The organism is Streptomyces sp. NBC_01433 (assembly GCF_026340105.1).
Taxonomy (GTDB): domain Bacteria; phylum Actinomycetota; class Actinomycetes; order Streptomycetales; family Streptomycetaceae; genus Streptomyces.
This window is the reverse complement of sequence record NZ_JAPEPM010000001.1, coordinates 2,454,332-2,467,816: the sequence shown is the minus strand read 5'-3', so window position 1 is coordinate 2,467,816 and position 13,485 is coordinate 2,454,332. Positions and strand designations below refer to the sequence as shown.

General features: G+C 71.7%; 6 protein-coding genes. All 6 read right to left on the bottom strand.

All coding sequences use genetic code 11. The features are described 5' to 3' along the window. Window positions 1–258: 258 nt before the first annotated feature. The 6 genes from OG413_RS11115 to OG413_RS11090 all read right to left on the bottom strand — a co-directional run bounded on the left by OG413_RS11115 (window position 259) and on the right by OG413_RS11090 (window position 13,369). Window positions 259–1,446 (bottom strand): aminotransferase class I/II-fold pyridoxal phosphate-dependent enzyme, encoded by a 1,188-nt coding sequence (locus tag OG413_RS11115; protein ID WP_266804708.1) that lies wholly within the window; start codon window positions 1,444–1,446, stop codon window positions 259–261. Between the two features lie 75 nt (window positions 1,447–1,521). Next, window positions 1,522–2,847, bottom strand: coding sequence for a diaminopimelate decarboxylase (lysA, locus tag OG413_RS11110; protein ID WP_266804707.1), 1,326 nt, complete (start codon window positions 2,845–2,847; stop codon window positions 1,522–1,524). Next, window positions 2,844–10,034, bottom strand: a complete 7,191-nt coding sequence (locus tag OG413_RS11105; RefSeq protein WP_266804705.1) for a non-ribosomal peptide synthetase — start codon at window positions 10,032–10,034, stop codon at window positions 2,844–2,846. Before OG413_RS11105 ends, lysA begins: the two co-directional genes overlap by 4 nt. Beyond that, entirely contained in the window at window positions 10,031–10,744 is a 714-nt protein-coding gene (locus OG413_RS11100) for a DUF6875 domain-containing protein (protein ID WP_266804704.1), read from the bottom strand. Before OG413_RS11100 ends, OG413_RS11105 begins: the two co-directional genes overlap by 4 nt. Next, entirely contained in the window at window positions 10,741–11,748 is a 1,008-nt protein-coding gene (locus tag OG413_RS11095; RefSeq protein WP_266804703.1) for a TauD/TfdA family dioxygenase, read from the bottom strand. The genes OG413_RS11100 and OG413_RS11095 overlap by 4 nt, the downstream gene beginning before the upstream one ends. Window positions 11,749–12,133: 385 nt before the next feature. Next, window positions 12,134–13,369 carry an ATP-grasp domain-containing protein gene (locus OG413_RS11090; protein ID WP_266804702.1) on the bottom strand — a complete coding sequence of 412 codons (1,236 nt, stop codon included), beginning with the start codon at window positions 13,367–13,369 and terminating at the stop codon, window positions 12,134–12,136. Window positions 13,370–13,485: the final 116 nt, after the last annotated feature.

The window sequence follows — 13,485 nt, the reverse complement described above, 5'->3', positions numbered from 1 at the left end:
CTCTCCGGAAACTGAGAGCGGGCATACCCGGCGGGACAGTGCTCGCGCACGGCCGAATCGGCAGCGAGATAACCTCAGACCCAACCTGCACGGTGCTGCACAGGCGTTGACTTCCATTACGCCATACGAGATGGTACCCCACCGCACTCATTCGCCCGCTGGGCGGCGAATTGCACCCCGCCCGGGCCTCCCGCCGCAGGCGTCGGCCGCCGCGCCCGCGCGGACCGCCGGAACGGAGCGGCATGGGCGGCCGATGGCTCAGGACACGGCGGAATCCCCAGCCCCGGACAAGACGTGGGACAGCGCCTGGTCGAGGTCCTTGATGATGTCCGCGACCTCGTTGCTGTAACCGAGGGCCAGCCGCACCGTGCCGCGCGGGACCCCGATGTTCACCAGCTCGTCGTCGGAGTACTCGAAGTAGGTGAAGAACGTGCTTTGTTCGACGAGCGTGTGCGGTGCGCCGAAGTTCGAGGCCATGAACGGCACGCGCAGCCGGTCGACGACCTCAGCGGTCCGCTCCTCGCTCATCCTGAGCTCGAAGGTGATGACCCCGCCGAAGCCGTTCAGGTACTGCTGCGCCAGCTTGAAGTGCGGGTGCGACTCAAGGCCGTTGTAGTAGACGCGCTCGACGGCCGGGTGCCCCTCCAGGAAGCGCGCGACCTCCAGGCCCATGGCGTTGACCCGCTCCATACGCAGCTGCAGCGTGTAGAGGCTGCGGCGCAGCAGGAAGGCGGTGTTGCCGTCGACGATGGGCCCCGTCGTGTCCCGGTACCATCGCAGCTTCTCGATCAGCTCCTCGGAGCCCGAGGCCACCCCGGCCACGATGTCACCGTGCCCGCTGAGGTACTTGGTGGCGCTGAACAGCACCAGGTCCACGCCCCACTGCAGCGCGTAGTAGTTCGGCGGCGGCGAGAACGAGCTGTCCAGGGTGAGGATCACGTCCGGCCCGACGGCCGCCCGCACCCGCGCCACGTCGATCAGGTACATGTGCGGCGAGGAGGGCATCTCCAGGTGGACAAGCTTGATCCGGTCGCGCAGCGCCGCGACGTTCTCGATGAACGCCTCGGGGTCCCGGATGGAGAACTCGTGCACCACGATGCCGAACTTCGGCAGGATGTGATGGAAGACGTTGCGCACCTGCCGGTACGACTCGGACGGCAGCACCACCTCGTCGCCCGCCTCAAGCAGCGCGAGGAACGCAGTGACGTGCGCGGCCATGCCAGAGGCGAAGACCAGGGAACTCTCGGCGCCGCTGAGTTCGCTGAGCTTGTTCTCCACCTCGATCCAGGTGGGGTTGGAGTACCTGCCGTAGCGCCCCGCGGGCGCGGACCTGTCGTGCAGGCCCTCCTTCACATGATCCGCGTTGTTGAAGTAGTAGGAGGCGCTCTGGTACGTCGGCGACTCGATGCTGTTGGTGTACGCATCCTGGGGACGCTGTTTGGTCATCGTGGCTCCTTGCTGGCACGACTGAGGCGGGTGGCTGCCGCCACGGCGGCCGGGGCCGCCGTGGCGGGCTGTTGATCAGCCGACGTCGAGGCGCATCAGGTCTTCGACCGTCTCGCGGCGCACGATCTCGCGCGAACGGCCCTCGGCCACCGCGATCACGGGCGGTCTCGGGATCTGGTTGTAGTTGTGCGCGAGGCTGCGGCAGTACGCGCCGGTGCCCGGAACCGCGAGCAGGTCGCCGGCCCGGACGTCGGACGGCAGGTGGTCCTCGCGCACCACCACGTCCCCGGCGTCGCAGTGCTTGCCGACGACGCGGACCAGCGTGGGAGGTGCGTCCGAGACGCGCCCCGCGAGCTGCACGGAGTACGTGGCGTCGTACAGCGCGGTGCGCACGTTGTCGCTCATGCCGCCGTCGACCGCGACGAAGGTGCGGATGCCCTCACGGTGCTTGACCGTGCCGACCCGGTAGAGCGTCACCCCCGCCGGACCGGCGATGGCGCGGCCCGGCTCGATGGCCAGGCGCGGCATCGACACCCCGAGCGCGGCGCATTCCTTCTCCACTACGGCCCGCAGACTGTCGGCCATCTCCTTGGCCGGAGTGGGCACGTCGTGCTCGGTGTAGGCGATGCCGAAGCCGCCGCCGAGATCGAGCTCGGGCAGTTCGATGCCGTCCTGGGCCAGCCGGGCACGCAGCTCGGCCAGCCGCTTGGCAGCGGCCTCGAAGCCGGCCGTGCCGAGGATCTGCGAGCCGATGTGGCTGTGCAGACCACGCAGTTCGAGCAGGCCGCTGTCCGCCACTCGGCGCACCGCCTGCTCGGCGTCGCCGCTGACCAGCGAGAATCCAAACTTCTGGTCCTCGTGCGCGGTGGCGATGTGCGCGTGGGTGTCGGCCTGCACGCCCACCGTGACCCGCAGCAGCACTCCGGGCCTGCTGCCGGGAAAGCGCGGCACCAGTTCCTCAAGGCGGTCGAGTTCCTCGACGGAGTCGACGACGATGCGCCCGACTCCGTACGCGAGGGCCGCGGCCAGGTCCGCCTCCGACTTGTTGTTGCCGTGCAGCAGGACACGCTCGGCCGGGAAGTCCACGGCCTTGGCGTAGGCGAGTTCGCCCTCCGTGCAGACGTCCAGGCTCAGGCCGGTCTCCTCGGCGATGCGGGCGCTGGTGCGTGTGAGGAACGCCTTGCCCGCGTAATAGACGTCGAAGTCGTGGAATGCCTCACGGAAGGTGGTGCAGCGTTCCCTGAAGTCGGCCTCGTCGAAGACGTACGCGGGTGTTCCGTACCGCTCGGCTATGTCCGTCACCGGTACGCCGCCGATGCTCAGCACCCCGTCCGGGCCCTGTTCGGCCGTGGCGGGCCAGATGCCGGGGCGCAGCGTGCGGACCTCGGGTGTCGTGGTCACGAGCCCTCCTCGGTTTTCTGCGGACGGCCGGCGGCCGCCGGGTCCACGGCCTGGTGGAGTTCACCGGCGCTGAGCATGCTGACGTGATCGCCCGGGATCGTGGTGACGGCCACGGTGGCGCCCAGCGGATGCCAGCCCTCAGGGGCGTTCTCGTGGCCCGCCGTGACAGCCTCGGGCAGGCACATCGTCAGCCGCGGCACCTGCCCGGTGGGCTTCCACGCGTCCATCGCCGCGTGGAAGCTCAGCCGCATCCGCAGCTTGCCGAGCAGCTGGTGGTCGGGGATCCCCGGCCCGGCCGGGCCGAGCAGGTCGACGAGCGCCGCGGCACGCTCCGGGATCGGCAGCTGCCGGGTCGCGGCGAGCGCCTCGGCGATCGTGGGCTTCGTCTGGTGCGGGAGCTCGACGTGTGCGTGGTCGACCAGGGCGGCGTCCGGGTTCGCCGGCGGATCGGCCGGCGTCGGGTCCATCACGATCAGGTCGTCGATGCGGTCGCCGTCGCCGTCCGTGTGTGCCTGGCGCGCGATCTCATAGATCAGCGGCGCACCCATGCACCAGCCCGCCAGGGTGTACGGGCCGGAGGGCTTCGCCGCGCGGATCTGGTCCAGGTAGCGGCGGGCCAGCGCCTGCATCGTCGTGCCCTCGCAGGTGTGGTCGTGCGGCAGGCCGTAGCAGTCCCAGCCACGGCCGAGCACACCGGCCATCGGCGCGTACCAGTCGATCCGCCCGTCGACCGGGTGAATCATGAACAGCGTGCGCGCGGGCCGGTCGAGCGGCGCGGTGGTGAGCGGGACCACCCGGGCGGCGCGCTCCACCTCGTCGGCGAACCGGTCGGCGACCTGCGCCGCCTCCTCGGCGGACAGCAGCGCCGGGTCGACGGACAGCCGACAGACCACCGTGCCGTCCGCGGCCGGGGCGACCGTCACATCGAGCGGGGTCGGCAGCACGTTGGCGGGGGCGATGGTCGCCGCCTCCGGAGCTGCGGCCGGCCTCAGCACGTTGTCGCTGGCGGGCGGTTGGTGCCCCCCGAGGTAGTTGAACGTGACCTGGGGCGATGCGATGGAGCCCAGCTGCCGGCCGAGCGGCGAGTCCGGGTGCAGGTAACGCGCCCGGCCGAAGCCCGTACCGACGTCCGGTACCGCGGCGAGCTGCCGATCGACGGCGGCCGCAGCGTCGACGAGGCGAGCCGGGTCCGCGTCGAGGTCGGTGAGCAGCGCCGGGTAGAGCGAGGTCAGCCAGCCGACCGCGTTCTCCGGGCCGCCCTCGCCGGACTGGGTCCGGCCGTGCCCCTCCAGCCACACGTACAGGTCCGCGCTGTCGCTGTGCGGGGCCAGGGCGCGGTGCAGCGCCGCCAGCAGGACCGGCTGGGCGCCGATGTCGTGCATCCGACGGGTCTCCTGCCCCAGGTACGTGGCGACCCGCTGCGACAGGCGGGAGCTCACCCGGATCCGGTCTCCGGCTCCGGCCGCCGCGGCGGCCGTCCCGGCGCCGGAGAGCACCGGCTTGTGCGCCTTGGCCAGCGTTTCCCAGTGCGTCTCGGGGGCGGGTGCCGCGGTGGCCTCGGCGGGGATGCCCGGTGCCGCACCGTCGGGCAGGGACCGGCCCTCCCGCAACGCCCGGTGAGCCCACCCGATGTCGTCGGTGAGAATCTGCCAGGACACCACGTCGACGATCAGGTGGTGCGCGATCAGGTACACCCAGGTACGGGCGCTGCCCGGGTCGCGCACCAGCGCGAAGTCCGCCAGCCGGCCGCCCGCGATGTCGATCTGACGGTGCAGACCGCGCAGTAGGGCGTCGAGCCGCTGCTCGGGCGGCTGCTCGCCGTCCGGCACCGTGTGCTCGCTCAGCAGGTCACCGGCTGCCTCGTCGAGGACGGCCCTCCAGGTGTCCCCGTCGCGGGCGAACCGGGTACGGAACGCGTCGTGACGGCCGATCACCCAGCCCAATGCCGCGCGCAGGGTCTCCGAGTCGCCGTCGTTGGCCATCTCGAACAGGCGGGCCTGGTGGAAGTGGTCCGGGTCGGCGAAACGCTGGTCGAAGAACCAGCCCTGGATCGCCGTGAGCGGCAGCACGGTCCCGCCGGGACGGCGTTCGGTCACCGTGACGACGCCGCTGTCGGGGCGGTGGGTGATCAGGTGGTCCAGAGCGCGGACGGTCGGTGCGGTCAGCAGATCCGCGACGCTCACTTCCACGCCGAGGGCCCGGGCCCGTGCCGCGGCCCGAATCGCCTGCAGCGAGTCGCCGCCGCGGGCGAAGAAGTCGTCGTCGAGGCCCGTGTGCGGCTGCCGGAGGGTGTCCCGCCACACCTGCAACAGCAGGCGCTGACGGGGCGTCTCCGGCTCGGCCGCCGGGCCCGAACCGGTCTGCTCCGGCGGTTCCGGCAGCTGCGACGCCTGGATCTTTCCGGTGGATGTACGCGGAAGCCGGTCCATGAGCACGAAGGAGGCCGGAAGCATGTACGACGGCAACCGCTGTGCCGCCCACTCACGCAGGTGCTCCGGACCGACGGCGCCGCCGGCCGGGGCGGCGACGTACGCGATCAGGCGCTGCGTACCGCCGGACTCCCCCAGCAGCACCGCCGCGTCGGCGACGTCCGGGTGCTTCAGCAGAACGGCGGTGACCTCGCCGAGCTCTACGCGGAACCCGCGGATCTTCACCTGGTCGTCGAGGCGTCCGAGGATCTCGAACCTCCCGGCCCGCAGCCGGACCCGGTCACCGGTCCGGTACAGGCGCTGCCCCGCGAGCGGTCCGGTCGCCGGGACAGGGAACCGCTCAGCGGTCAGCTCGGGGCGGCGGTGGTAGCCGACGGCCACCCCGGGGCCGCCGATGTACAGCTCGCCGACGGCGCCGGCGGGCAGCAGGCGCCCGTCCTGATCCAGCACCACCATGCGGTAGTTGGCCAGCGGCCCACCGACGCTGACCCGCGTCTCCGCGCCGGGGGCCGCCGGGTGCAGGCGCTCGGCGGAGCACCAGACGGTGCCCTCGGTCGGGCCGTACTCGTTGTCCAGAGCCGCGTCGGGCACGCGGACGGCGTGTTCGCGGATGTCGTCCGGGCTGCATGCCTCGCCGCCGATCGCCACCACCCGAAGCCGCGACTGCCGGCCGACCGGCAGGGTCCGCACCAGCTGCCGGTAGAACGACGCGGTGAAGTTGACGTGCGTGACCTCGCACTGCTCGATGAGCGCACGGATGCGGTCGGGGTCCCGGGCGTGGTCGGCGGTGTCCGGGAGCACGATGGTGCCGCCCGACCACAGCGTCCACAGCATCATGTGCGGTGCGACGTCGAAGATCACCGGAAGCGTGATCAGGGTCTTGACCGGCGCACCGGCGTCCTTGCCCGCCGCCTGGAGGTACCCGGTACGGGCGTGCACCGCGGCGCACGCGTTGGCGTGGCTGGTCAGGACCGCCTTCGGGGTCCCGGTGGAGCCCGAGGTGTAGACGAGGTACGCACCGTCGGTCGGAAGGACGTCCGCGTCGGCGGGGGCGCTGGTGTCCGGTGCCGTGCCGTCGGGCAGGTCACCTGCGTACACCACGGGCACACCCGCGGGCGCGCCGGACGGCGCCGCACCGGCCAGGACCGCGCGGTCGGCGACGACGACGCTCGGGGCTGCGTCCTCGTACATCGCGCTGGTTCTGGCCGGGGGCTGCGCCGGGTCGACGCACACGTAGAGTGCGCCGGCCCGCAGCGTGGCCAGGACCGCCGCGACCAGACCGAGGCCAGCGGGGCAGGTGATCGCGACGACCGCGCCGGCCGTCAGCCCCGCCCCGGTGAGCCGCTGCTGGAGGTCCCGGGCGTGCCGGTCGAGCTGACGGTACGTCCACGACGAGCCGGCGTGCTCAAGGGCGACCGCGTCCGGGCGGTCGGCCACCGCGGCCGCGAAGCCTGCGTGCAGAGTGCCGAACGGCACCTCGTCGGCCGGGCCGGTGCTCATGGCCAGGACCTGCCGCGTCCGCGCGGCACCCAGCAGATCCAGTTCGCGGACCGGCGCGTCCGCCGCGCGTGACAGCAGGCCCAGCACCGTTTCGAACCCGTCGAGGAGTTCATGGGCCGTGCCCTCGTCGAACAGGTCGGTGTCGTACTCCCACAGGATGGTCATCCCGCCGAGTCCGCTCCCGTCGGGCAGGCGCGGGTCGGGTACGCACACCACGTTGATGTCGCCCTTGGCGGACGCGTTGTGCTCGATGACCAGGCTCGCCTGCACCGGCCCCATCCGCAGGTGCGGCCGCGGGGTGTCGTGGAACGCGAACATCAGGTTGAACAGCGGGTTCCGGCCGGGGTCGCGCGGCAGGTCCAGATGGGCCAGCAGGTCGAGCAGCGGCAGTTCCTGATGGTCCTGCGCGCCGAGCACGACGTTCATCGTCGCGCGCAGGAGCTCGCTCAGCGAACCGGCCGGGTCGATGCGCACGCGCAGCGGAAGCGCGTTGACGAACATCCCGAGGAGCCGGTCCGTGCCGGGCTGGCGGCGGTTGACCAGCGCCGACCCGAGGACGATGTCCCCCTCGCCGGTGTGCTGCCACACCTGCAGCGCGAACGCCGACAGGAACACCGCGAAACGGCTCACCTCGTGCCGGGTGGCCAGCTCGTCGAGGCCGTTCATGACCTCGGCCGGGATGTGCGCGCTCAGCCGGCCGCCGCGGTACGACCGGGCCACCGGCCGGGAGCGGTCCGCGGCGAACGTCGCGCCGTCGCGGGGGCAGCCGGACAGCTCGTGACGCCAGTACGCGACCTGGTCGGCGTAGTCACCGCTGCTGCGCCAGGCGTGGTGCCAGACGGCGAAGTCCCGGTACTGCACGGGCAGCACCGGCAGCTGCGGCTGCCGACCGGCGACGATCGCGTCGTAGGCGTCGCGGAGCTCGACCAGGAACAGCTGGGCGGACCAGCCGTCGTGCGCAAAGTGGTGCTCGACCTGCAGCAGCCGCCACTCGTCGGGGGCGAGGCGGAACAGCTTCCAGCGCACCAGCGGCAGGGTGGCGACGTCGAAGCCGACGGCGACCTCGGCGCTCATGCGGGCCGTGAGTTCCGCGTCGCGGTCCTGCTCGGGCAGGCCGGTGAGGTCGATAACCTCGACCTTCGCCTGCCAGGGCTCGTGGACGACCTGGATCGGCCCGTTGGATCCGTCGTGGAAGGTGGAGCGCAGGATCTCGTGCCGGGCCACGATGTGCGACAGCGCCCGCTGCAGCGCGGTGATGTCCACCGGGCCGTGCATCCGCAGGGAGAACTGGGTGTTGTACGCGAGCGCGTCCGGGGTCAGCTGGGTCAGGACCCAGATCTGCTCCTGCTGCCCGCTGAGCGGGTAGCCGGCGGCACCGTCCGGGCCGGTCTCGGTGGGCGCGGCACCGGGCTCGATCCGCGGACGGTCGGCCGGGGCCCCGGCACGGACCAGGGCGGCGATGTCCGTGATGGTCGGGGTGGCGAACAGGGCGCTGACCGGAAGGTCGACGGCATACTCGCCGGCGACGACGGCGGCGAGCTGGATCAGGACCAGCGAGTTCGCACCCAGCATCAGCAGTGACCGGTCCACCGGAACGTCCGGCACGCCGAGGATGGTCGAGGCCGCGGCCGCCAGCTGCTCTTCCAGGGTGTCCGCCGGCCGGGCGCCGGCCGGGGTGGCGGCCGGGTCGGGCAGCCGCGCCTGGTCGATCTTCCCGGCCGCGGTCCGGGGCAGTTCGTGAATCACGACGTATGCGGAGGGGACGAGGTACGCCGGAACCCGTTCACGCAGATAGCGGTCGCAGTCGGCGAGAAGTGACGCCTCGTCGGCACCGTCGGCACCGGATCCGGGAGCCGACGGGCCGGGGCCCGCGTCCGGCACCGGCACCAGGTAGGCGACGAGCGAGGTCGACCCGGAGGCCGAGGCGGCGGCACGTCCGGTGACGTGGGTCTGGAGGATGCGGGGGTGCTCCATCAGCACGGACTCGACATGGCCCGGTTCCACACGGTGCCCGCCGACCTGCACCTGCCGGTCGGCGCGCTCCAGGAACACGAAGGAGCCGGAGGGGTCCTGCTGAACGAGGTCACCGGTCCGGTAGGCGCGCTCGCCGTCGACGGTGACGAACCGCTCGGCGGTCAGTTCCGGGCGGTTGAGGTAGCCGAGCGCGAGGTTGGCGCCGGTGATGACCAGTTCGCCGACGCCGGTGGTGGGCCGGCCGTCCGCGTCGAGGAGGAGGTAGCCGGTGTTGCGTACCGGCCGGCCGATGGTCATCGGCGTCTGCTGACCTGTCGCGGCGTCGTGGACCAGGCCGTAGCTGGAGACGACGCACGCCTCGGTCGGGCCGAACTCGTTGAACAGGGAGGTGTCCGGCAACAGGCGGGCGTGCCGCTCGATCACCGCGGGGCTCCACCGCTCGCTGCCGACGCCGACGGCCTTGAGGGTGGTGGGGGGCCGGCTCGCGGAGCGATCGAGGAAGACGCTGTACAGCGACGCCGGGTAGATCAGCTGCGTGACGCGGTGCTCGTGCACCAGGTCGACGGTCCGGGCGACGTCGGTGAGGCCGGCCGAGTCGATGATCAGGGTGCCGCCGGTCAGCAGCGTCCAGAACAGGACACCGGTGGTGAGGTCGAACGCCGGCGAGTGCAGCAGCAGCACCCGGCCGGCCGCGCCGAACCGGTCGGCACGCGCCGCTGTGGAGTTCAGCAGCGCGCTGTGCGGGACCAGCACGCCCTTGGGCGCGCCGGTCGAGCCGGAGGTGTAGATCACGTACGCCGGCCGGGAAGGGTCGACCGCCGCGTCCGTGGCCGGAGCCGCCGGTTGCTGAGCGGTCAGGTCCTGGTACGCCCGTACCGGCGCGGTCGTGTGCTCGCGCAGCCGGGCGGCCCGGTCGGCGGTGGTGACGACCAGCGCCGGCCGGGCCTCGGCGAACACATCGCGCAGGAAGGCGTCCGGCGCGTCCGGGTCGAGCGGCAGGTACACAGCCCCGGCGGCGAGCACGCCCAGCACAGTGGCGACGAACTCGGGCGAGCGCTCAAGGACCACGGCCACGATGGGGGCCTGCCTCGTCGGGGCGGACAGGGTGGGGCCCGCAGCACGCACGCCGGCGGTGACGGCGTGTGCCTTCTCGGCCAGGTCCTGGTAGGTCAGCGACCCGGACGCGGTGACGACCGCGTCCGAGGTCCGGTGTGCGTGGTAGGCAGTCTCCAGAGCCGCGGCGAGCGTCGGCTCGGCAAGGGCGGCAGGGGGATGCAGGGTCACGATGACTCTCCCGATGAAAGTGCTTGACGGGCGGCACTCACCTTGGCCTCGACGCCTTCCCGCGCCGCCGAGCTGAGCCGGGTGCCGATGTGCCGCTGGTACGCCAGGAGGTAGCTGAGCCGGTCGGCCGGCGGGGTGCCGGGCTGATCGGCGAACAGCAGGTCGTGAGGAGTCATGGCACGGACGGCGAACATCGGCTCCGGGCACTGCATCACCGGGAAAGCCCGGTTGTGTACACCGCCGACGGTGCTGTCCGCGTGGAACTCCCCGAGCATCAGGCCGCGTTCGACGGCCTCGGACCGCAGCAGGCCGTGCCCGCCGTCGATGAAGCCGGCCGCCTGCTCGTCCGGCAGGCCGGGAAAGAAGCCGAGCAGAGCGGTGGTCGACCGGTGCGGCCCGGCGGCGACCTCCTCGAACAGGTCGAGCAGCAGCCGGCCCGCCTCGGCGGCGTCGGCGGGGGACGTTCCGTGCGCGGTGAGCGCGACCAGCCAAACCGTGTTGGCGCGGATGGCGGGCGCGAGCCGCGGACAGACCGCCCCGGGCCGGCCCAGGTCGGGGTGCGGCTGGGTGACGAACTCCTCCATCCAGCGCATTCCGGCCCGGTACTGTGGGTAGCGGTCGAAGGCCGCGGCGGCTTCGGTCGCCTGGGTCAGCGACCCGGGGACGACCGCAGGCGCCGCGGCCACGACCACAGTCCGGGCCGTGCTCACCGAGCTTCCTGCGCGGGCGCCTCGTCGTTGTCCGTCTTCGGCTCGACCAGCGGCACGCCCGCCAGCGCGTACGAGGTGAAGCCGTCCGGGCCGACGGGGACGTCACCGACGGTCGACGTCCGGTGCATGATGCGGACGTGACCCTCCTCGGTGAGGTGGTCGATGTCGGCGGCGGCCAGGTGCGCGGTGGACCGGTTGTCCCACACCGCGACCGATCCCGGCTCCCAGGCGAGGCGGCAGGTGTACTGCGGGCGGGTCATCTCCTCGAAGAGCAGGTCGAGGATCCGACGGCTCTCGACCGGGTTCATGCCCAGGATGCGGGCGGTACGCGACGGGTTGACGAACAGGGCCTTCTCGCCGGTCTCCGGGTGAACGCGCACCACCGGGTGCACAGCCTCACGCTCGTTCCCGATCATGTCGAGTGCCTTCTTCTCGACCGGGTTCCGCGGGTCCAGCTGCTGGGCCGGCCAGAAGGTGTGCAGGGCCTGGAGCCCGTCGATCATGTTCCGGATCGGCTCGGAGAGACCCTCGTAGGCGGCCACCAGGTTCGTCCAGTGTGTGTCACCGCCGAACGGCGGGACCTCGTCCGCGCGCAGGAACGCGATCGCCGGCGGGTTCACCACCTGCGAGGCGTCAACGTGCCAGCCGCTGATGCTGGACACCCACTTGCTGCGGAACACCGCCTCGTAGTCGGCGCCCACCAGCTTCTTGTCGAGCTGCGGGGAGATCGTCAGGATCTGCGGGAACGGGTTGAGATCGTCGGTGTCCTGGATCCGGGCGCGTACCGCGAGCGGGCCGAAGCGCTGCGCGAAGGCGACGTGCGAGGCGTGGTCGAGGTGCTGGTCGCGGAAGAACAGCGCCTTGTACGTGTGCAGGGCCTGGCGCAGTTCCCCGAGCGTGGCGTCGTCGAGTTCGGCCTTCAGGTCGATGCCGTCGATGTACGCGCCGATGTAGCCCGCGGCCGGGCGCACGTTCAGCTTGGTCGCGGTTGACGTTTGCGACATGGTTCATCCTTGTCGTTCGTGTCGCGCCCGGTGGCACGACGGACCTCAATTCCCTTTCGGGAAGGCGTGATTGCGCGCAGCGGTGGTCAGGAGGGGGCAGGCCGGCCCGGGTCCCGGGCGGCCGTCGTGCTCGGTGGCGGGCCGCTTCATCACGCGGCGCCGTACGCGCCGGGACACCCGGCCGGTGATCTGCGCCCGCACCGAGGCGCCCGGTTGCCCGGGCACGGCAGCCGGAGATCTCGTGGGGATGGCGTCCCGGTACGGGCCGGGTGCCGGGTTCGCGCGGAGCTGGGTCAGCAGGCCCGGTGGGGCTCCGGCCGGCCGTCCTTCGGTGCGCTCGGCCGCGGTACGGGGACGAAGCGGCACGTGTCCGCCGTCTGCGTCATCACTCCACCTCCGCCCAGATGTCGCGCGCGGCGGCCACGGCCGCGTTGTAGGACAGGTTCGCCGAGTCGGCAACGGTGCGGATCTGGCACAGCGCGCCGCGGTAGTCGATGGGCGGGAACACCTCTTCGCCGATCTGCGCGCCGGGCAGGACCTGGGCGACGAACGGAGCACGCACGGCCTCCTCGACGCCGTGCAGGGCGCTGAGCTTGCCCCTCACCGGCGGGTAGACCGTCATGGTGGTGGACGCCCGGCCGTTCTGTTTCAGGGACGGCAGCTCGGTGCCGAGCGCCGAGGCGGCGAGGATCTTGGGGAGCGGGCTTTCCAGGCAGTCGTTCATCATCAGCGGGATCCCGGCGCCCGGAGGCCGGATGTTGATCTCGATGATCACGATGTCGTCGTCGCCCATCACGGCGAACTCGGTGTGGAGCATGCCTTGTTCGATGTCCAGGGCGGTGACACAGGTCTCGACGGTACGCCGCATGCGGTCCCCGACCGACGTCGGCACCTGCACGGGGAAGCTGTAGGAAACCTCGCAGAAGTCGGGGTTGGGGCCGATCTGGCGGTCCGTGACCCCCAGGTGGTGACAGCGGCCTCCGGTGATCAGGGTCTCCAGGCTGTAGAGGGGGCCGCGGACGTACTCCTCGGCCAGCAGCCCGCCGCCGAAGAACGGGACGTCGGCGCTGAGTTTGGCGAAGGCAGTGACCGCCTCCTCGGCGGTCCGGACCAGCGTGACGTTGAAGCTGCCCGCCCCGCGACTGTTCTTGAGCACCACGGGGACGTCCAACTGCTCGCTGAATTCGACCAGTTGCTCCGCGCTCTCGGGGGCGCACCAGCGAAGGTTCGGGACCCCGACCTCGCTGTAGAACCGGCGCGCCGAGCGCTTGTCGCGGATAGTGCGGACCGCGTCCGGGCTGGGGTACGGGACCCCGAGCCGCTCGGCCAGCACCGCGGCGAACTCCACGCTCCGGTCCAGCAGACAGACGACGCCGGTCGGACCGCCCGCCTCGCGGATCCGGTCGACGAGTTCGGAGGGAACGTCGGCGGTCATGGTGGAGGGAACCTGGAAGACCCGCCCCCGGCGTTCGAGTTCCTCGACGACCTCGCCACAGTGCCGCGCCTTCGCGGCCTCCAGCGGCTGGTCAGTGATGTAGGCGGTGTCGATGCCGTTCTCGACCGCCCATGCCACATGGGACATTCCCGTGCCGGTCCGTATGGACTCGATGAAAAGCAGCATGGAACATCCCCCGTGTGGTTGAGCAGGATCGATTCTGCACATCTGAGTGGCCGCCACTCGGATGGGCGCCGTGACGCCTCGGCCGTAGTCGAAGCGACGCACTGCCGCGGTTGGTA